The sequence below is a fragment of the Gracilibacillus caseinilyticus genome, assembly GCF_022919115.1.
GTDB classification, from domain to species: Bacteria; Bacillota; Bacilli; order Bacillales; family Amphibacillaceae; genus Gracilibacillus; species Gracilibacillus caseinilyticus.
Genome location: NZ_CP095072.1, coordinates 2,637,287 through 2,657,963, shown reverse-complemented (window position 1 = coordinate 2,657,963; position 20,677 = coordinate 2,637,287). Strand labels below are relative to the sequence as shown.

Here is a 20,677-nt window from a genome sequence, read left to right as displayed (position 1 = left end):
ACAGAAGAAACAATACCAACTGAATACAGCTTTTTAACAGTATCATGACAAATCACTAATCGGACAAGATTTTTGTTTATTTTACATAAAAAATTTGATACACTATAATGGCGAACTATCGTAAGGGTATACATCAATTATAAATCATTTGTTAAAGTTACATATATATAGATGGAGAGGTGAGACGATGAAATATTTCGCAACGATTTTTTGGGCAGTCATTATTTTAACAGTTGTATCATATGTATTAACAAGTATGGGTGGAGAAGCTTTCAACTTCGGCTCTGTTATTTCTATCGGCGCTATTTTTGCCATTGCCGCTATTGTTTTAGGAAACGGTCTCTTAAAAGAAGAAGAATAGAAATTATTATAGACTCGACCGATAACCCTTGTCATCAATATTATGGCAAGGGTTATCTTTATCTTAGAATGATTTAGGGGGATACATAATGGAAGATTTTTTGATTTTGATTAAATATTTATTTTTAGGGCTGCTTCAAGGTTTCACAGAACCGATTCCAATTTCATCCAGTGGTCACTTAGTAATGGTGCAGAAAATATTTGAAGTTGGTTTAAAAGACAATTTATCATTTGAAGTGCTGGTGAACTTTGGATCGTTGCTCGCCGTTTTAATTGTCTACTGGAAAGACATTGTGCAAATTGCTAAAAATGGTTTATCTTATATCACCACAAAAGACAAAACATATTATGATGATTTTATGTTTATTGTTTATTTAGTAGTAGCGACCGTACCTGCAGCTCTTATCGGTTTATTGTTTGAAGACCTCATTTCAGATACCTTTGGTGGTAATGCCAAAATGATCGGTATTACACTGTTTATTACGGGGATTGCACTCTGGACTATTCGAAACTTGCGAGGGGATAAAAATGATGGTCAATTGACGATGAAGGACGCATTGATCGTCGGCTTTGCGCAAGCAGTAGCGCTCATCCCAGGGATCAGCCGCTCCGGAGCAACGATTGTTGCCGCCATGCTGCTAGGTATGAAGCAGGAAACGGCATTACGCTTTTCCTTTTTACTATTTATTCCAGTCAGCGTAGGAACGATGGCATTATCGGTCGGCGATGTTGTCAATAATCCACAATTTAATACATTATGGATTCCATATGCACTTGCCTTTATTGCATCATTAATTGCAACGTATTATTCATTACGCTGGTTTATGAATGTAATGGCTAAAGGAAACTTGAAGTACTTTGCATTCTATTGTTTTATCGTCGGTATTCTAGCCGTCATTTTCTTATAAAATTTAACACAGTTGAAATCGAGTATAGCACTTCTATACTCGATTTTTTATTGGCACTAATCCGCCCCATTCCTGACTATCACTAACATATACGCAATTACCTATAATATGGATTATGTTAGCTAAGCGGTCATTTTGACATGTTGTAAGTGGTATGATATCGCTCCGGCCAACCACTTCGCGTCCCGTGGGAGTCTACGTGGTTAGCCTGCGCTATGGTGCAGACTCTACAAACTGATGTCAGAGGTAGTATTTTGGATGACCATATTTCCGGAGCTTTGCCACGGATATAAAACCTATCAAAATTTTCACATTCGACTTATGGTTCCACTTTACATAATCCGTTTGCGTTAATCTGTATTATAAGAACCAAACATTTATGGGCACGCCTTTATGACAAGCATTATCTACATAAAAAAAGCGTCTCCTGTACGGGACGCTTTTTTCTTATTAATCCGGAATGCCTAATGCAATTTTAGCGTATCTAGACATACGGTCTTTAGACCATGGTGGATTCCAAACGATATTTACTTCTGTATCTCTTACTTCTGGAATATCTTCCATGACACGTTTCACATCTTGTTCGATATGACCTGCAAGTGGACACCCCATAGCCGTAAGTGTCATCGTTACAGTAGCAATACCTTCATCATCTAAATCCACACCATAAACTAGTCCTAAGTTTACGATATCTATACCAAGCTCTGGGTCAATCACGTTTTCCAGTGCTCCCATTAAATTTTCTTCTAATGCTTGATCCATTCTGTATCCCTCCTTCAAAGCTATTGTCACTATTATAAAACAATTGTGCAACTTTTTAAATGATTTGTATTATAACTGATATTCTAACCATTTGACAAATTCCGTAATCGCAAAACGAGTGACCTTATGCCCCTTGCCGATTTCCTTTAAAAAGCGAATGTTCTCCGGATTTTTATAATGGTCAATTGCCTCTTCATAAAAGCTGTAAGCATGATCAAATGGTACAACCTGATCCGCTTCACCATGCCAGAAAAACAAGGCCCTTCCGAATAATTTCTCTACTTGCATCGATAAATCCATTTCACTTAATTCTTGCATCAATTGGTGCAGTTGTTCATCAGTAAGCGGTAATTCTTTATGCTCTGCTTTCATTGCGCCAATTAATCGTTCTGCAAAAGCTGATATTTTTGGAGAGCCCATCAAAATGCCTGCAGACTTGATCCAGGAAAATTGTGTTAATGCAGCGGCTGTCGTAATGCCACCCATGCTCGTTCCAGCTAATCCGAAACGATTGCCATCCAGTAATTGCTTTGCTACTAACTCTTCATAAATTGCTTCAATATCGTCTAAATTTTGTTTAACAATATCAAAAAATCGCATTTCTCTTTCAGAAGAAGAAATATCCTCTTCCCTTTCACCATGTAACATCGCATCAGGTAATATAACCCGATAGCCTTTCTCTGCCATCAAGAAGGCTAAAGGCAAATTATGCTCTTTCGCACTGGTATATCCATGTATGTACGTTAAAGTTGGTAATGGATGATCTTTTTTATCGTGGTCGACAACATGAAGTAATGGCAGGCCATCCCAATATTCTTTGCTAATTCCTATCATCGGTACAATCCTTTCTGCAAAAACTTAGTCATACTTTTATGATATAACTTCTGACCTAATCATGCAAAAAATAGAAATGAAACAATACAAAATCTTTACAAAGCCCACTTTTCGATAGGTATATCTGCAGTTTATATAGCAGCATATTGGTAACATACCTGGTGATATCTGTTATGAGCCAATCCTTTACAATAGCAGAAAACAACTATAGACTATAATTACATTAGTGAGGTGATGATGATATGCCAACCAATCGACATTTAGTCGCGTTAGACTTAGATGGAACATTGCTAACCGACCAGAAGGAAATTAGTACGTATACTAAATCAATCGTTCAACAAGCCATGAAAGAAGGACATATTGTGGTGATTGCAACAGGACGTCCACACCGAGCGAGTATTTCATATTATGATCAGCTTGGTTTAGATACTCCCATGGTGAATTTCAACGGTGCTTTAATACATCATCCAACAGACCACAAATGGGATGTATTACACACGCCACTGCCAAACCGAACCGCAAAAAAAATCATCCAAACTTGTTATGATTTCGAAGTGGAGAATATTTTTGCAGAAATAAAGGATAATATGTACCTTGATCGTTTTGACCAGCAATTTCTAGATATTTTTACTGAGCCTGAACAAGAAGACTTGATTACTGTAGGAAGTTTAAAAAATCATCTGGCAGAAGATCCAACTTCGTTATTAATCCACCCTAAAGCTCATCATGTGGAGGAATTACGAAAATATTTAGATGATAAGCATGCTTCGATTATTGAGCATCGAAAATGGGGGGTGCCTTGGGATATCATCGAAGTCGTGAGAAAAGGCATCAACAAAGCAGTCGGCTTAAAGAAAATTGCACACTATTATCATATTCCTGTTGAAAACATCATCGCTTTCGGAGATGAGGATAATGATTTAGAAATGATTGAATTCGCGGGTGTCGGTGTGTCGATGGGAAATGCAATTGACGAATTAACGAAAATCTCCAATTATCAGACAAAAACAAACGAAGAAGATGGCATTGGCAACTTTCTTGCCGATTATTTAAAGCTCGGTTCGAATCCTGAAATTTCCAAGTGATTCACAGAATAAAATTCGCTTAATGGCTCATAATAAGGCATGAACATCACATTGGTGTTCATGCTTTTTCCTTAAGCTTCTGATTTTGGTGGCGGCTTTAGATAGAGGTATACCAAAAGAAGGCATGATAAAACTGGAGGAAAGTCAGAAAAGGAAAAAGCAGGATTTCCAGTTTGATGACATGTTTTCTTTTGTAGCCGCCATCTCACTCATAAGTCTACTGAGAATGGATCATGATGGTCATCCAAAAGATAAACCTAGTGATTCTACAAACAGGAGGATTTACTAATGCAGAACCAAATGTTCGAACAAGCCAAAAATGCCGTCAATCGCATGATGAATCGTCAGAACGGAAACTTCTCAAATGCAGATAGGCAAGCCGCGCAAGATGCCATTCAATCAGCATATACGAATGCTACTGCTGAAGAACAGCAAGAACTTCGTCAACTTGAAGAACAGTTGAAGCAACAGAACGAACTGAAATAAGCTCCTCAACAGAAGGCATACACTGGGTATGCCTTCTGTTTATTATCGAAAGAATCTCTCTAGATAATACAGACTTATGCCAAAGGTCCCATGACCGATAAACCAATACAAAATAGCCATACCGTCATTTACTGCCGGTGTTGACTGTACAGCGATTATTGTTAAAGGTAAATACGTCAGTCCAGCTACAAAACCAACCAAAAGAGCCAAATACATTTTCCTCTGCGAAAGCTTTAAATAAAACCAGGTAATCATCCAAGCGATCATTAAATGAAAGAACCATTCAAGTATAATGGATGTTCTATTTCGCAAAAAAGGAATGAAATCGACATTTAATAATAATGTATAGACCTTTTCCCCTGTGTTTCTTTCCATGATCCACAAAAATACGCCCAATACAAAACCTGCTATTGTACCAATAACCAACACATATTGCCATTGTTTTCTCAACTGCTCTCCCTCCTTGTTCTTCCACCATTGAATTTCTTTCATAATTCGCTATAGTTTGATATCATGTTGTTAAAGTAGGTAATCTAGGAGGAAAATCATGAGTATTCAAGTTGAAGCAACACCAAATCCGAATGCAATGAAATTTACTAGTGACAAAATGATCTTTGAAGGTAATGGCAGTATCTCAGTCTTGCCTGGACAAACAAGTGAATATGACATTTTAAATGAATTAATGACACTTGAAGGTGTAGATAATGTATTTGGCTTCCAGCATTTTATTACCATTAATAAAAAAATGGACGTAGAGTGGGACGAGCTTACCAATAACGTGAAAGAAGTTATCGCTAAATACGGTTATTAATAAAAAAGAGAAGGATTATCCCAGTTCCTTCTCTTTTTTCTATTTATTCATTTTTCCTAAAGAAACCATAGACACCAGCTGTTTCAATCACGTTCGTAAAGGCATTCTCATCGACTTCATGAATAATGCGTTCCAAATCATATAATTCATATCTGGTAATCACTAAATAAAGCATGTGCTTATCTTCCTTCGTGTAAGCACCTTTTACCGGCAGAATCGTGATCCCTCGAACCATGGTATCATGAATCGCTTGCTGCAGTTCGTCTGCTTTCTTTGTGACGATCATGGCAGTTACTTTCTCATGACGGGTATGGATACCATCGATCACGCGAGTGGATACATACAGACCTACCAGTGTATACAAAGCGTTCTCCGGTTCATTTAAGAGACCAGCAATCACAATAATTAAGCCATTAATAAGCATTAAATAGCTGCCAATCGGCTTATCCTTTAACCGGGACAGGATCATAGCAATAATGTCAGAACCGCCTGTTGATGCCCCCCACTTCAATGTAATACCAATACCCACACCAGCAATGACACCACCAAATACTGCGTTCAGCATAATATCCTCTGATAACGTGACAATTGGTAACACTTCTAGAAAGAAAGAAGTCGCAAGTACGGAAAGAAAGCTGTAAATAGTAAATCCTTTACCTACCATCAACCAGCCAAGGATAGCTACTGGTATATTAAGAATAAATAATATAATACCTGTACTAGCAATTTCTATGCCTAGATACTCTGAAAAAACAGTCGCCAAAATTTGTGAAATACCGGTAAATCCGCTAGCATAAACATGCGCACTTATAAAGAAAAAATTAAGCGCAATTGCGTTCAGAATTGCACCGATGAACACAATCGCAATACGTTTAGTCTCCATTAAAAACACTGTCATTCCTCCTGTTTACGGAATTCACATGATTCCATACCCTTTTTCAACGCTGCTTAATCATTGATTTTGTACGACGACAAAGCAGACAATGATTCACTATACTAAATTTCGGACGAGAAACCAAGTGTTTTGTCAAAATTTTTGTATGGCTTTTTTTTGACGTAGTCTACTGTTACGCTTACACTTATATTAAACGAAATCAAGATTATTCATTCATGATTTTGGAAAAAAGGAGGGGTACCCTTGCCAGTACAAATAATTGCAGATTCTGCTTGTGATCTGACAGCAGAAGATTGTCAGCAATACGGAATTGAAAAGCTTCCCTTAACCGTCCAATTAGATGGCGAAGAATATGAGGATGGCATCTCGATTTCTTCCAAAAAGATTTACGATGCCATGCGAGAAGGGAAAGCACCCAAAACGGCACAAGTAAGTCCTCAATTGTTTAAAGATACATTTCAAAAATATGCGGAAAGTAATACATCTGTTATTTATTTAGCCTTTTCCTCAAATTTGTCCGGCACATATCAGGCTGGGAAATTGATGGAGCAAGAAATCAAAGAGGAATTTCCTGATGCTGATCTTCATGTCCTCGATACAAAATGTGCCTCATTAGGTTACGGATTGGTCGTTTTACAAGCGGCTGCACTTGCTCAAACAGGTGCTCATGCGAAGGAAATTATTCAGGCAAGTAAGCACAATTATCAGCATATGGAGCACATTTTCACCGTGGATGATCTGGAATATTTATACCGTGGCGGACGGGTCAGTAAAACGGCTGCATTTGTCGGTACATTATTAAAAGTCAAACCTTTGTTACATATGGAAGATGGTAAATTAATTCCACTGGAGAAAATACGCGGTTCCAAAAAAGTATACAAGCGAATGCTTGCGCTAATGGAAGAACGCGGTGTGAACCTGGAGCAGCAAACGATTGGTATCAGCCATGGGGATGCAATCGAGACAGCTGAAGAAATCGCGACCATGATCCGCGAAAAATGGCAAGTAAAAGAGATCAAGATCAATATGATCGGTTCTTCCATCGGTGCTCACGCCGGCCCTGGTACGATTGCGTTATTTTTCTTAAATGAATAAACATGAAACTCTCACTTTTAAAAAGTGGGAGTTTTTTTTTCGCATATCAATATCAGGATGCGCCATACTAGATATAAAAAGTGTCTAGGAGTGTACAAAATGGCTAACAATCAAAAGAGTGAAGTTTTACCAAAACAGCATCAAGATCGTCAGCCCGGTTTCGAATATAAGATGCACCCTCTCCCTAAGTACGTTAAAGAGAGTTATCAGGGAAGTGAAAAATTGAAAGATCAAGTAGCGATTATTTCCGGTGGAGACAGTGGCATCGGTCGATCGGTTGCTGTTCATTATGCAAAAGAAGGCGCTCATATTGCCATTATCTACTTAGATGAAGATCAAGATGCCAACGAAACGAAAAAGTTGGTCGAGGCAGCAGGGGTCTCTTGCAGTTTGTTCAGGGGAGATGTATCTGACAGTGCTTTCTGTAATGATGTAGTAGAAAAAGTGATTGAAGAACATGGCAAAATAAATATCGTCGTCAATAATGCAGCCATCCAATTTCCACAACAAAATTTCTTAAATATTACCGATGATCAAATCGAAAAGACATTTCGCGTCAATATCTTTTCTTATTTCTACTTAACAAGAGCCTCCCTCCGTTATTTGAAACAAGGCAGTGTGATTATCAACACCTCCTCTATTACTGCTTATCAAGGAAGTGAGAATCTGATCGATTATTCGAGTACAAAGGGCGCCATTACTACGTTTACTAAATCACTAGCTAAGTCGCTTGTTAAACAAGGCATACGGGTAAACAGTGTCGCCCCCGGTCCGATTTGGACACCATTAATCCCTGCCAGTTTCGATGAAAATGAGGTAGCCACCTTTGGCTCTGACTCGGAAATGGGAAGACCAGGTGAGCCATGTGAAGTAGCACCTGCCTACGTATATTTAGCTAGCCGCGATGCTAGTTATGTAACGGGACAAACGATTCATGTGAATGGCGGGAAGATCGTATAGCAGAGGATGTTATCCTTTGAATGTACCCCTAAACTATAGTAAAATGTGGTAATTTTGAACTGTTTTATATGCTTAGCAAAGCTCCGGAAATATGCTCCGCGTCCTGTGAGGCACGGCTTCAGCTAGGCTACTGCTTGAACAGCTTCTTTTCTGCCTTGTATCGAGGAAGATTACTTCGAAGCGATACTAGTAGGCACAGACACAGTGGATCTTCAGCTCGTGCTGAGGCATGAGGAGTCTCCGCATATTTCCTACGCTTTAGGGAAGTGCTACAACGTTTGGAACAGCTAAAAGCAGTAGTTCTAAGTATTGTTACAGTGAATTATGGAATCTGATGGATACTGCTCAAAATGCTAACTCTTTCATAAGTTGTAGAACCAATACTAGAGCGTAGGCCAACCACGTAAACTCCATAAAAATTTGCGACAGGAAAATCGAATCCCAAAATTCATGCAAAATATCATATAAAAGTGGTGGATTGAAACCACTTTAAACCTGTTTATAGCTACCTTAGTGGGAGAATAAATTTCCATAATGTGTTTTTCAGTGACCTCCGTAGACTCCCGCGGGATTGTGCAGGTGCTGAAGCTAACTTTGTGAAGCGCTCTTCTTCACAAAGTTAGCTTCAGCCGTGCCCCTCAGAACGCGAAGTGGTTGGCCGGAGCGTTATCATACCACTAACTACATTGTTAAGGTTAGTTGACATAATCCGTATTATAAGAACCTACATTTTTATTTTCTCAAACTTAAGCGAAAATTTTAGTAACTCAGCATTACTGAGGTAATATACTTTCTTAGCTAAAAAAAGTTCCGCTTATCTATACAGATGATACGGAAACCTTCTGATTACACTATTAATACACAAACCGCTCGTTCATCCAGCTTTTCCTGACATATGCTGCTTTCGTCTTATCGCAAAAGCAAATACAAGCGGAATAACTGGCGCAAAAACGAACAACTGATAAGCATTATTCACTTTACTATTACAGAGCATTGACAGACATAATAAAATAGCACTAATGAGAAAAGCTTTTACAGACTTATTTCGTAATCCATAAATAAAACTGATACTGCTAAAAAGTAGGAACAGCCAAAATAGTAACGTTGCAACTTGCAACATAGGGGTTCACCTCAATTAAAGTATCGTTCCTTTAAACTTATGTGGCTTCGTTACATAACTTTCAATAATAAAACCGCAATTCGTACACAAAAGATATTCTATGTCAGATCCAAAACTCATTTTATTCGCTGGTGCTACAGCTGCATAACCATTTTGTTTTCCAATTCCTAATTCTGTCTCTCCACATTTTGGACAGGATGAAGCTTGATTTTCTATCATAATAAACGCTCCCTTCTGTACAGTATATACGATCTGTCAAAATAAATGTTTCACTTTGTAAGCTTATCTTTCAATAATAATCATCCATATTAATGCCATTCCCTTTTCCGCCTAAATAGTGTAGAGTTTAAACTTAGAAGACTACAGAGAAGGAAGTTTAACCATGAATCAGCAGAACGCGCCACAAAAGAATCACTAATAAGATCACAAAACCAACGAAGTGTCTGATCATTGTCATATAGGCAACCCCCTTCAACACCAAATACCGGCAAACCGAAAGGACCGAATATCATAAAGTAATTACCAATTGCATTGATGATATTCATAAGTATGGTGACATACTTCGTATCCTTCGTGAAACCATAGCTGCGTAGAATGGCAGATACGGTCATAATTAATGCTTGTACAAAAATAAAGCTCCCAACAATATCGAGATAAGTTGATGCTTCCGCCATTAATTCTTCTGGTATGTTCATGAACTGCAGGATACCGTCACTGAATAAAAATAACAACATACTTAATGATAAGGAGAACAATAGATTTAGACTAATAGAAGATACTGCAATTTTTCCAGCTGTTATCGGTTTTTCGGTACCTAGATTTTGTGCAACTAATACGGATCAATATTTCCCATCAACATGTGTAGCATAATTTAAATGAAAATAGGCCAAGTTAGCGCATACAAACTTAATTTTTTGTATTACCACACGCGTTTATGTAGAGAATTTAATGCTGTTCCTTATGCTGTTTTCGATTGCTATCGGACACGGGACGCAAATATTAATTGGACACATGATGGGTGCAGGTCAGATCGAAGTGGCTTATAAACGAGGGGTGAAAAGTTTAAAGATTGCGTTTGTGATCAGCACGTTAGCTGCTATTCTCTTTTATTTCGCCGGTTCAACACTGTTAGAATTTTTCACAGATGACATCACCATTATCGAAATGGGGATGACTTTATTACTGGTAACCATCATATTAGAGCCTGGTCGTGCCTTCAATCTGGTGTTGATTAATTCATTGCGTGCTGCAGGCGATGTCCAATTTCCAGTGGTTGCTGGCATTATTTCGATGTGGGGAATCAGTGTTACCTTTGCCTGGTTCTTTGGAATTTATCTCGGATTAGGTCTTCTAGGCGTATGGATCGGGTATATTGCCAATGAATGGATACGAGGGATTTTAATGTGGCAACGCTGGAAATCACGTGTATGGACGGGAAATGTGTTTATTCGTGATGAACAAAATTGATAGCGCGGTCCTATCTACCGATAATATGGATTATGTAAAGTGAACCTATACACAATGTGGTAATTTTGAACTGTTTTATATGCGCAACAGAGCTCCGGAAATATGCTCCGCGTCCTGTGGGATCGGCCTCAACTTCCTCAGAAAGCAAAGACCGCTTTCCTGCGGGATTTTCGGACACGACTGATCCCACGGGAGTTTCCGCATATTTCCTGCGCTTAAGTGAAGTGCTACAACGTATGGAACAGCTAAAAGCAGTGATTATAGGCATTATGTTATTCAAATGCTGATATTTATGAAAGCAATCAATATGCTAGCCTTTACAAAGGTTGTAGAGCACCTTTTCTAGCGTAGGCCAACCACGTAGACTCCCGCGGGACATGCAGGTGCTGAAGATCCACTTTGTGAAGCGGTCTTCTTCACAAAGTTAGCTTCAGCCGTGCCCCGCAGGACGCGGAGTGGTTGGCCGGAGCGGTATACTAGCTGATTCATTCTTTCAAAATTATCACATAGCTTAGAGCTGCTAGTTGACATAATCCATATTATCAGAACCAATACTTTTATCTGTTTCAATCTTGAGCAGTATTTGCCTTCTAATAAAAAAGTAGTTCAGTTTGTACTTTTCAAAACTGAACTACTTATATTTAATCTAATTTGCTCGTTTGTTCTTCTTACTTCTGCGATTAACTGCCACAATAAACGACACAAAGCCACCAAAAATAAAAACCATCATTGCGATGAAAATCCAGTTAAAACCTGTATTTTCTTCTAAAACAAAGATATTACTCGTTTCGCGGTCCAGTATCAATCTATAGGTGCCGTCGTCCTGTTTTCGCACAATATTGTCTTCTAATAAGCCACGAAGCTGCATGTCATCTCCAAGCCCCTCTAGTGAGACAGCTTGGGTTTCCGTGTCATTGTTAATGGCAATGTACATCGTTTCATTTTGATCGATTCTCTTATAAACGGTCATTGCCCCTTGTTGCCCAACAACTTCGAGATCGCCTTGTTGTAATGCAGTAGATTGACTTCTGATCTGTGCTAATTTTTGAAGATGCTGCACTAGCTCTTCATCGTTTTTATTTACTTGCGCCATTCGGTGATCCGGCTCTGCCTTACCATTATCCATTGGTACTTCTATCCCCTGGTAAAGAAATGAAGATCCAGGTAATGTGTAAAGCAACGTTGATGCTAATCTCCATCTTGTAACCGGATGAAATCCTGCTTGTACAGCTTCATGGGTAAAACGGTTGGTAAAAGCGGATTCCATATAGTGCACCCCGCCGGAAGCGTTCGTTACTAATGATTCCAACGATTCACCTGGCTGTTTGAGAATGTCTACCGCTTCCGACTGGAAAGAATGTTCCATGGTAGAGTCTGTCTCACTTCCATCCACTATTAATGTGACATCCTCGTTTTCTTCCTTCAGGCGATCGCGCAATTCTTTAATAAAAGACGCTGGTGTTTCCTGATCAACATAAACATGAAATCCATCAATATCAGCACTCGTCAACCAATGTACGGCCGTTTCGAGAAAGTAGTTTTGCAACTCTTCATTTTCTAAATCTAACCCTGGTAAGGACTGACCAAAAACGTCTACTGTATTACCGGATTGCCAGTCAGTAGGTTCTTGAACCCATGGGTTCGTCGTTGCGACATGTGTTAATGGCAAATCAAGAATGACTTCGATATCCTGTTCATGTGCTTTTTTCACTAAGTTTTGTAAATCAGCGATATTACCAAATTGCTCATTTACCGTTTGAAAATCGACGGTATCAAAGCCATGGTATGATTCTGCTGACATAATTGGACTAAGGTTAATCATCGTGATACCCAGCTCGTTAAAGTGATCTAACTTATCAGTCACCCCTTGCAAATCGCCCCCGTAATAGGCAGAAGGATCATCGATATTAATATTGATATCATTACTGTTGTCTCCGTTTACAAATCGATCTACTAGTAGGTAATAGATTTGTTCACTAGGCTGCTCCTCTGCCATCACTGAAATACTTGGCATAATAAGAAGTAACAGCACGGAGATTGCTAGTATTCGTTTTATGTAATACATATTGCTCCCCTTTTCTCAATAGATTCCTCCTCTATTATCCTAGACAATTACAGAAAGTCAAATACCCGTCAGGTAATTTCTTATGAATTTTTTGTGAATCCTTATAAAAAAACCGGACATATACCCGGCCGGTCTTAACTAATGTAAATATATACGACTACCTATAATATGGATTATGTAAAGTGGCTTAGTGGTAATTTTGAAATGATTCATCTGCTGGAATACCGCTTCGGCCAACCACTCCGCGTCCTGCGGGAGTCTACGTGGTTGGCCTACGCTAAGGTGAAGACTCTACAACTTATGTAAGAGTTAGCATATGGAGTGGTAATCAACCGTATTTATAAATTTAATATCCTATAATTCTAATAAAACATTATGCTTAGCACTACTGCTATTAGCTGTTTCAAACGTTGTAGCACTTTACTAAAGCGTAGGAAATATGCGAAGACTCCTGTGTGATAATGGCACCTGGTTTCTGGACGTTTGCGTGGACACGGCCTTTCAAGTTAAAAAACTTTTATAATGCAAAAAGATAGATAGAAACAGAACGATTCCTGCTTCATCTATCTTTTCCATTAACGCACTATCGATTTCTTATATCTTTTTTTCAAATTTTCCCGCATTCGGTACAACAAAATTAAACTGATTAAAAAAAGCATCGGGATGATAAATGATAGGATGTTTCGCCAGTGAAATGGCATGTATTTTATAAATGTTGCCTTATAATAGAGCTGATCAGCCTTTACCGCGATCGCATCTTTTTCGTCCACTTTATCCATCTTGAAATACTTCGTTCCAACCGGATATTGGTTGGAGGCATTACCATGATAACTCCCAGTATGTTCATTAGCGACCTTCGTGACTTGCCCGAGCAGTAGTCCTACATCGGAGGGATCTACTTGATATGATGTGACTTCATATACACGTCCGTCTAAAACGACAAAAGGGTATGCCCATGTTAATGCATAAAGAGACGTCGGGATCCATAAAAGAAGCAGCATACTGATAAGCAACTTTTTTCTTATCATAACCCTCACTACTTTCTAAAATATTCAGCTTACACTTTAATTTTTACATCATGCAGCTTTAACCAATGTTCAATCTGGCAAATGTGTGCCAACAGCTGGGGACCTGTCATTAACTGACCAAACCATGGCGCACTAATATTGGAGGCTTTTTGTGTAACTAGTTCCTTCACCTTTTCCCTGTCTAATATCTCGAATAATCGCGCATCTTTATCCGCAATAATTTCTTCCATCCAATTTACGACAGCACTCGTATATGCCGGGTGATGTGTTTTCGGATATGGACTTTTCTTACGATAAAGAATTTCATCGGGTAGAATGCCTTCTAATGCTTTTCGAAGTATGCCTTTTTCACGATTGCCATAGTTTTTTATTTCCCAGGGAATATTCCAAACGTATTCTACCAAATGATGATCACTAAAAGGCACACGCGCTTCAAAACTAGCCCCCATACTCATTCTGTCCTTACGATCCAGCAGTGTAGGCATAAACCAATGCATATTCAGATAGAACATTTGGCGTCTTGCCGTAGCTTCTGGATCTTCCCCATCTAATAATGGTGCTTCATTGATAGTCTTTTCATATCTTTGTTGGGTATAATCTGCCAAGTTAAGTTTTTCGTTCATATCATCTCGTAGTAGATTTTGTCGGACTTCGGAAGATCGAATCCAAGGAAAGCCTTCTCGATTCAAATCATCTTCCCGATAAAACCAAGGATATCCTCCGAATATTTCATCTGCACATTCGCCAGATAATGCAACGGTCACTTCTCGTTTGGTTTGCTGACAAAACCATAACAAGGAAGAATCTACATCAGCCATCCCTGGTAAATCGCGATATTTAACTGCATCCTTCAGCAAATCTACTAAAGTTAGGTTATCAATCACAAAATTATGATGGATCGTTCCAAATTGCTCTACCATTTTGTCGATATATTCATTATCTCGGTTTGGTTGAAAACTGCTTTTCTTAAAATATTTATCGTTTTCTTGATAATCGATTGAGAAAGTTTGCAGGGGATCTTTTTGGTGCTGGTTCAAGTAATTCGTAGCAATTGCTGTAATGGCACTGGAATCAACCCCACCTGACAAAAAGGTTCCCAGTGGGACATCGGAGACGAGCTGTCTTTCCACTGCATCAATGAACAATGCACGGACTTGTTCAGCAGTTTCTTCAACAGAATGGGTATGTTGTTCACTTTTTACATTCCAATAACGCCTGGTTTTCCAACCATTTCGATCGAATATACCAACGTGTGCCGCACGCAATTCATGGATACCATCGAAAACACCATGTCCCGGTGTACGTGAAGGACCAAGTGCAAATATTTCGGATAGACCTTCTTCTTTGATAACAGGCTCTACTTCATCATGGGCGAGCAGCGCTTTAATTTCAGAACCAAATAACACCCCATCTTGAAGCAAGGAATAAAACAAAGGTTTTACACCCAGTCGATCACGGGCCATGAATAACTGTTGTTTTTTTTGGTCCCAGATGGCATAGGCAAAAATGCCATTTAATTTATCAACGTGGTCCTCTCCCCATTCCATATAGCTCTTCAGTAATACTTCTGTGTCCGAATGGGAATCAAACTGCCACCCTGCTTTTAATAATTCTCTCCGTATATCTTCTGTGTTATAAAGCTCTCCATTATACACGAGAATATATTTATCACCGTTTTTCTCATTTATCATTGGCTGTTTCCCACCTGCTGGATCCACAACGATTAAACGGCGATGGCCAAATCCAACATGTGTTTCAAAATAAAAGCCATTCTGATCAGGTCCACGATCGGCAATTTCTTTTGTCATTTGATAGACTTGCTGTTGCTCCTGCTCAATGCTGCGGGTAAAATCGATCCATCCTGTAATCCCACACATACTGTATCGACACACCTTTCCCTTTCTTAGTAGCTCTTAATAATGTATGCAAGTGCCCTAGGAAAATGAACCAGGTTTCGTACTGTCGGTGGTAAGTAAAAGGAGTGGTTGGTAGGAGCGGTATATGAATAATTTCAACATTACCACTAAGTTAATTAACATAATCTGTATAATAGAAAATCATTTTTTATCTTGGACCGTTTCCTACAGCAAAATACCTTAATGAAAGTAACTATATACTCTTTTAAAAGTAAAAAAAGTCGCGGATGTAATACCGCGACTTTTTATTAAAATAATTGTACGTTCATTGGTAAACGTCCAAATCCAAGTGCAAGCACTATAATCAATGCTATCACTAACTGAATCCAAAAGCTTTTGGCTAGTTTTCCTTTTGACGTTTTGACAAGGATCATTTCGATGGCTGCGATTACCCACAGTCCTGCTAATGCTTTAATGATTAACTCTCCAGCATATGTTGAAAATCCTCCGTCCATATACTGTGCGAATAGATCTCCACCTGTGTAAAGTATAAGCAGATAATCCAGACGTAAGATCATATGTAGGATTTTTCCTGCTTTATTACCGTTTTTGTACATAGCATAGGATACAAATAACAGAATTAATGCTAATACCCATGCTGTGATGTGTAAGTGTGTCATCTTTTGTACACCCCCAAAATATATTTATCAAACTCATCATATCATGTAATCGATTAGATTTCATTTTTCATCTATCTATTCACTCAATTGTCACAATCTTCTTCTGACCCCAAGGAGCAATGGCGATCGTCACAATTAATTGTTCTCTTTCTTCTATTTCCGTTCCAGTATTATCTTCCACATAATAACGATTCAAACCATAATCTACATGATAGGTGTTCAAATCATCATAGTTATATTTCGCTTTTACCACCACTACCTGATCGGATGTATTCGGTCGGTCTCCCGTCACTTTAGTGACTTCATATACTCCATCCTCCTGGGGTGCAAACGTCACATATACCGGCTGGTTATAGTTCGGTTCGTCCTCTAACTTCCATTTATTTTTATTAATATCTTCAGCCTGATAGCTCAATGTCACATAATCTCCGTAAAAAGGATCTTGTGGATCAATTGGTTTTGTTTGCAAGCGAATTTCTTGCCCAAAAATATCTATAGTATAATACAGTCCTGCCATTCCAATTAGAAAAAGGGCTTGTGCGGCGATTAATAGATAGACTCCTTTTCTTTTCATCGGGTTGCCTCCTTTTTGACATGACGTCGTTTCCTCTCTAAGAAATAACTCATAGCAAATAACAGAATGCCACCTACAAAGAAGAACAAGGATTTATCTAAAAAGGCCCAAGCTAAGTGGAAATAAGCAATACATGTACTGATCAGAAAAGCTCCGGTTCCTATTCCAATTTTGAACTGATCTTCCACCTTGTATCCGCTAAATAAATAACCCAGCGAAAAGATAAACAAAGAAGCCATCGAGATATGATCGGCAAATGCTCCCGCAAAAATCACCGGTAGAAACAAGACTAAATCAGTAAGCCCCTCTTTATCCTTCCTCCAGTATTTGCATAGGATCGCTATGATAAACACAACAAGCCAGGCATAGAAAGGGAACCACTCCAGTTCCGTATATTCCTGGTAACTTGATAGGAAAAAAGTTTCGCCACTGCTTAAAACGAAGGCACCTAACAAAGCGTACCATCGAAACGGTGATTGAATGACCAAATTGATCGACAGATCACCCATTATATACAACAGAAGAAATGGAACAACGATCCAGTAATAGGCAAGATCAGTTGCTGCCACCATCACAATTCCTTGTAAAAGGTAGCCGATCGCAAACAGCTTACCGTATAACGAAACGGTATGACGGTATACATAATACAGACCAGACAGTAGAAAAAATATAAACAGCCACAGATAAAAAGATTGATGCATGATCCCATTATAAACTTGCCCTATGGTCATTATCGTAAACGTCAGTACGAAAAATGCTGGATGCTTGTAAAGAATGAAGAAGCCAAATGAAGCGATCGCCCAAATTAAAAATGGAAAAGCATAATCAAACACATAGTGATACATCTGACCAGTTAAAAAAATGCCCGCACCGAATATAAACAAGCCAATTATCATAATGCTGATGCCGACTTTCTCCGAACGCTTGCGGTATAAATGCTCCCCTGTTACGTAATAAATAAGCATAAACACCATAATAACCGCCATATTCACCAGATCAGGAATGCTATTCAAATTAGAAGCTACAAATGTCAGAAAGCCCAATCCAATAAATAAACTGGCAAACAACAATAGCAAAAAGGTTCGATCTTTATTTTCATACTGACCAACAATCTGATGATATTGGCTAATATCAATGATATCTTTATCTAGCCATTTTTTTGCTTCCTTAGCTATTTGCTGTTTGTTCATCTTTCTGTCCACCTCCGGTAGATCGTTTATTCGTTAATTTCTTCTGATAGATGAGACTTCTCCACAGCCATTCAATAGGACCCCTTTTGTATCGTTTGAGCCATAGATAACTAAACAGCACTTGTAATGGGTACACAATGATCCCAACGAAGAACGTTTGCCATGGTGATAGTTCACCATATAAGCCAAAACCGAAGGAATAAAACAGGATGATACCGATCAACGACTGTAAAATATAATTCGTGAGTGCCATTTTTCCGACGTAACCGATCAGATCAAATAATGTCTTCACATAGCGATAACTAAATGCGATGGTAATCATGTAAAAAATCGCAGATGCAGTGCCACCAAATTCATCCTGTATCAATGAAAGCCAAATTGGATTACCCAACGCATACGGCCCTACTTTACAAAGCATAAAGATTACAAAAGATGCAATCCACCAACGCTTGAGTATTTTCTGATATTGCTCGATGTCATGCAGCCACTTATTTCTGGCAAAAAGTAAGCCGAGAAGAAAAATAGGTAAAATATTTAACAAAACCAAGATAAAATTCATCGGCGAATTACCGTGAAACCAATCTATGGCATTCTGTCTGATAATTTCATTCCAGCTTCCATCACCATAATGCTGAAAAGCTGCAGCAATTGCTTCCTGATCAGAAAGATTTTCAATATTTTCAATGAAGCTCGCGAGAAATAGCAAACCGGAATACAACAGTACCGGAATCAACAATAATGAAAAACTCCATGCCAGTATGGTACGATTACTGCGACGAAGGAATAATAACAGTAAAAAACCAATTACTGCATATGTAATCAGGATATCTCCATACCAGATTAAGAACGCATGAAGCAGGCCAATCACTAATAATATAGCAAATCTTCGAATCAACCATTTACGAGGTGATGCCACGTGTTTCTTTTGTAGATTTTCATAAATGATTTGAGCACCAAATCCAAATAAAAAAGAAAACAAGGAATAAAAACTAGCCTGAAAGAAGATATCCAGGATGACTTGCCATAGCCCTGCTTCTCCTGTCCCCCAATAATTACGTCCATTCCCGTACATAAAGTATGGCGCATGAAAAGAAGCTAAATTAACCATAAATATACCAAAAATAGCGAAGCCTCTTGCTGTATCAATCCATGGAAGTCTGTTAGAGTCCTGTAATGGTGTAGCTTGATTCACAGATTTTCCCCCTTTTTTTAACGGTAGCTATTGTTCATTCATTTTATCACGAAGCTAACCGTCCGTAATACCCCCACTTCAAGATTCGAGAGATAAATAAGAAGCTAAGTAGGGGATAAACGGACGATAACTTCCTGATAAGTTTCGCTAGCAATCAATGGGGGGCAACCCCCCCACTGATTGAAGTCTCACTTTATTTTAAATATTTGGAAGAAACTAGTATTTCGAAGTTTTTTTTACACTCGTTTCACAAACTGGGTCTAGATTCATAAACTAAATAAGGAATGATGTATCAATGTTAGGATGATGTTTATGCCAGCGATTGTTGGTGCAGTAAAAGTAATTAACATTGGTTCTTCCAGTATTTTTCATATCGGGGATGTTTACCGGATCCAGCCCTATACACAAGCAAAAACCTTTGCTGGAGGAGGCTCGTTTAATACTGGTGATGGCATTCGTGTTCATTTAGAAAACGCCCAGACAACGATGGTCGATGATGACCAATTTGATCAAAATATTTCGGGCATTTAGTAGGTGATTCTTTTGCATATCACGGTTAACCAATCGATTTATATTCATTTTTTGAAAGTAGGAAGTGTCAGTAATTCCTCTGTATTACAAATCGGCAGCACTGGAAAAATGCAAGCCTTGTCTCAGCTATATAATACTGGGCAATTTGAGGGGCCAGCGGAAGAAGCTGTTCCCCAAGGAATTACAGAACCATTAGTACCATTGACACCTTTTTAACATTCTCAGAAAGGAGTAATCAATATGGATTATCACATGATGTCTTATTACATTCATCAACTGCAGCAGCAAGTACAGCATCAATCTCAGCAGATCAACTCCTTAGAGAATCGTATCCAGCAGCTCGAACAGCAACAAGCAGGTCCAAAAACAAACATAGAAAAATTAGAATATCATTTTGACCAGCTAAAAATCGAACGGCTAGATGGCTCCTTACACATTGGGGTAACACCTGAAGATTTACAACAGATGGAGGATTTCTCTATTCCTCAGGCAACTGGCAGCCCAATGCCTTCCGTCCATCAAACATTAGAAAACTATGTCAATCAAGACTTACCTCCATACATTCAATCGTTAGAGGAGCAATTTCACTATCCTTTAGATGAGAGTTACCGTCAAACATTGCTAAAGGACTTAAGGCAACAACTGACTAGTCGCATCGCACATTATCAACAGGCCAATGTGCCACCAGATCAAATGCCTCAGCATATCTTATCAAGTGTTCAACAGGAATTGCAGACAGGATTAAAAAAATGGTTCGAAAATCAACAAAAGGGGTAAT

25 protein-coding genes are annotated in these 20,677 nt (G+C 38.7%); 11 read left to right on the top strand and 14 right to left on the bottom strand.

What is annotated here, in order from left to right; genetic code table 11:
- The first annotated feature begins 187 nt into the window (after positions 1–187).
- Entirely contained in the window at positions 188–361 is a 174-nt protein-coding gene (locus tag MUN88_RS12520) for a DUF2929 family protein (RefSeq protein ID WP_244715518.1), read from the top strand.
- Positions 362–449: 88 nt separating this feature from the next.
- The gene (locus tag MUN88_RS12515) at positions 450–1,268 is read left to right on the top strand and encodes an undecaprenyl-diphosphate phosphatase (protein ID WP_244715516.1); all 819 of its coding nucleotides are present in this window, start codon (positions 450–452) and stop codon (positions 1,266–1,268) included.
- 450 nt (positions 1,269–1,718) lie between these two features.
- On the opposite strand, the gene MUN88_RS12510 is transcribed toward MUN88_RS12515, so the two are convergent.
- Positions 1,719–2,030 (bottom strand): metal-sulfur cluster assembly factor, encoded by a 312-nt coding sequence (locus MUN88_RS12510; RefSeq protein ID WP_244715514.1) that lies wholly within the window; start codon positions 2,028–2,030, stop codon positions 1,719–1,721.
- Positions 2,031–2,099: 69 nt separating this feature from the next.
- On the bottom strand, positions 2,100–2,864 hold the full coding sequence (locus MUN88_RS12505) for an alpha/beta fold hydrolase (RefSeq protein WP_244715512.1): 765 nt from the start codon (positions 2,862–2,864) through the stop codon (positions 2,100–2,102).
- Between the two features lie 242 nt (positions 2,865–3,106).
- Here MUN88_RS12505 and MUN88_RS12500 point away from each other — a divergent pair, with 242 nt between their 5' ends.
- Both MUN88_RS12500 and MUN88_RS12495 read left to right on the top strand, forming a co-directional pair.
- On the top strand, positions 3,107–3,949 hold the full coding sequence (locus MUN88_RS12500; protein WP_244715510.1) for a Cof-type HAD-IIB family hydrolase: 843 nt from the start codon (positions 3,107–3,109) through the stop codon (positions 3,947–3,949).
- A 288-nt stretch (positions 3,950–4,237) separates the two neighbouring features.
- Positions 4,238–4,435, top strand: a complete 198-nt coding sequence (locus MUN88_RS12495; RefSeq protein ID WP_244715508.1) for a DUF3813 family protein — start codon at positions 4,238–4,240, stop codon at positions 4,433–4,435.
- 42 nt (positions 4,436–4,477) lie between these two features.
- Here the strand turns inward: MUN88_RS12495 and MUN88_RS12490 are convergent, their stop codons facing one another.
- Positions 4,478–4,885 carry a hypothetical protein gene (locus MUN88_RS12490; protein ID WP_244715506.1) on the bottom strand — a complete coding sequence of 136 codons (408 nt, stop codon included), beginning with the start codon at positions 4,883–4,885 and terminating at the stop codon, positions 4,478–4,480.
- A 97-nt stretch (positions 4,886–4,982) separates the two neighbouring features.
- Between MUN88_RS12490 and MUN88_RS12485 the strand changes: the two genes are divergently transcribed.
- Positions 4,983–5,246 (top strand): NifU N-terminal domain-containing protein, encoded by a 264-nt coding sequence (locus MUN88_RS12485; protein WP_244715504.1) that lies wholly within the window; start codon positions 4,983–4,985, stop codon positions 5,244–5,246.
- 43 nt (positions 5,247–5,289) lie between these two features.
- On the opposite strand, the gene MUN88_RS12480 is transcribed toward MUN88_RS12485, so the two are convergent.
- Positions 5,290–6,138, bottom strand: a complete 849-nt coding sequence (locus MUN88_RS12480) for a YitT family protein (protein WP_244724504.1) — start codon at positions 6,136–6,138, stop codon at positions 5,290–5,292.
- 246 nt (positions 6,139–6,384) lie between these two features.
- Between MUN88_RS12480 and MUN88_RS12475 the strand changes: the two genes are divergently transcribed.
- Both MUN88_RS12475 and MUN88_RS12470 read left to right on the top strand, forming a co-directional pair.
- Complete coding sequence (locus tag MUN88_RS12475) at positions 6,385–7,236, top strand: DegV family protein (protein WP_244715502.1); 852 nt, start codon at positions 6,385–6,387, stop codon at positions 7,234–7,236.
- Positions 7,237–7,335: 99 nt separating this feature from the next.
- Positions 7,336–8,196 carry an SDR family oxidoreductase gene (locus MUN88_RS12470; protein ID WP_244715500.1) on the top strand — a complete coding sequence of 287 codons (861 nt, stop codon included), beginning with the start codon at positions 7,336–7,338 and terminating at the stop codon, positions 8,194–8,196.
- A gap of 874 nt (positions 8,197–9,070) precedes the next feature.
- Here MUN88_RS12470 and MUN88_RS12465 read toward each other — a convergent pair.
- From MUN88_RS12465 to MUN88_RS12455, 3 genes are all read right to left on the bottom strand, one after another.
- The gene (locus MUN88_RS12465) at positions 9,071–9,316 is read right to left on the bottom strand and encodes a hypothetical protein (RefSeq protein ID WP_244715498.1); all 246 of its coding nucleotides are present in this window, start codon (positions 9,314–9,316) and stop codon (positions 9,071–9,073) included.
- Between the two features lie 15 nt (positions 9,317–9,331).
- Entirely contained in the window at positions 9,332–9,535 is a 204-nt protein-coding gene (locus MUN88_RS12460) for a transcription initiation factor TFIIIB (protein WP_244715496.1), read from the bottom strand.
- Positions 9,536–9,624: 89 nt separating this feature from the next.
- A complete protein-coding gene (locus tag MUN88_RS12455; protein WP_244724502.1) occupies positions 9,625–10,101 on the bottom strand; it encodes an MATE family efflux transporter in 477 nt (158 codons plus the stop codon).
- A 163-nt stretch (positions 10,102–10,264) separates the two neighbouring features.
- On the opposite strand from MUN88_RS12455, the gene MUN88_RS12450 reads away from it, so the two are divergent.
- Positions 10,265–10,783 carry an MATE family efflux transporter gene (locus MUN88_RS12450; RefSeq protein ID WP_244715494.1) on the top strand — a complete coding sequence of 173 codons (519 nt, stop codon included), beginning with the start codon at positions 10,265–10,267 and terminating at the stop codon, positions 10,781–10,783.
- Positions 10,784–11,429: 646 nt separating this feature from the next.
- Here MUN88_RS12450 and MUN88_RS12445 read toward each other — a convergent pair.
- The 7 genes from MUN88_RS12445 to MUN88_RS12415 all read right to left on the bottom strand — a co-directional run bounded on the left by MUN88_RS12445 (position 11,430) and on the right by MUN88_RS12415 (position 19,368).
- Positions 11,430–12,848 (bottom strand): alpha-amylase family glycosyl hydrolase, encoded by a 1,419-nt coding sequence (locus tag MUN88_RS12445; protein ID WP_244715492.1) that lies wholly within the window; start codon positions 12,846–12,848, stop codon positions 11,430–11,432.
- 575 nt (positions 12,849–13,423) lie between these two features.
- Positions 13,424–13,876 carry a hypothetical protein gene (locus MUN88_RS12440; RefSeq protein ID WP_244715490.1) on the bottom strand — a complete coding sequence of 151 codons (453 nt, stop codon included), beginning with the start codon at positions 13,874–13,876 and terminating at the stop codon, positions 13,424–13,426.
- A 29-nt stretch (positions 13,877–13,905) separates the two neighbouring features.
- Entirely contained in the window at positions 13,906–15,753 is a 1,848-nt protein-coding gene (gene asnB, locus MUN88_RS12435) for an asparagine synthase (glutamine-hydrolyzing) (protein ID WP_244715488.1), read from the bottom strand.
- A gap of 287 nt (positions 15,754–16,040) precedes the next feature.
- Positions 16,041–16,412, bottom strand: coding sequence for a YisL family protein (locus MUN88_RS12430; RefSeq protein WP_244715486.1), 372 nt, complete (start codon positions 16,410–16,412; stop codon positions 16,041–16,043).
- Positions 16,413–16,491: 79 nt separating this feature from the next.
- A complete protein-coding gene (locus MUN88_RS12425) occupies positions 16,492–16,986 on the bottom strand; it encodes a GDYXXLXY domain-containing protein (RefSeq protein WP_244715484.1) in 495 nt (164 codons plus the stop codon).
- Positions 16,983–18,176 (bottom strand): DUF2157 domain-containing protein, encoded by a 1,194-nt coding sequence (locus tag MUN88_RS12420; protein ID WP_244715482.1) that lies wholly within the window; start codon positions 18,174–18,176, stop codon positions 16,983–16,985. Before MUN88_RS12420 ends, MUN88_RS12425 begins: the two co-directional genes overlap by 4 nt.
- On the bottom strand, positions 18,154–19,368 hold the full coding sequence (locus MUN88_RS12415; protein WP_244715480.1) for a DUF418 domain-containing protein: 1,215 nt from the start codon (positions 19,366–19,368) through the stop codon (positions 18,154–18,156). Before MUN88_RS12415 ends, MUN88_RS12420 begins: the two co-directional genes overlap by 23 nt.
- Positions 19,369–19,680: 312 nt before the next feature.
- Between MUN88_RS12415 and MUN88_RS12410 the strand changes: the two genes are divergently transcribed.
- The 3 genes from MUN88_RS12410 to gerPC are packed head-to-tail and all read left to right on the top strand — an operon-like array spanning position 19,681 to position 20,676.
- A complete protein-coding gene (locus MUN88_RS12410) occupies positions 19,681–19,899 on the top strand; it encodes a spore germination protein (protein ID WP_244715478.1) in 219 nt (72 codons plus the stop codon).
- A gap of 12 nt (positions 19,900–19,911) precedes the next feature.
- On the top strand, positions 19,912–20,115 hold the full coding sequence (locus tag MUN88_RS12405; protein ID WP_244715476.1) for a spore germination protein GerPB: 204 nt from the start codon (positions 19,912–19,914) through the stop codon (positions 20,113–20,115).
- 24 nt (positions 20,116–20,139) lie between these two features.
- Positions 20,140–20,676 (top strand): spore germination protein GerPC, encoded by a 537-nt coding sequence (gerPC, locus tag MUN88_RS12400; protein ID WP_244715474.1) that lies wholly within the window; start codon positions 20,140–20,142, stop codon positions 20,674–20,676.
- Position 20,677 lies beyond the last annotated feature (1 nt).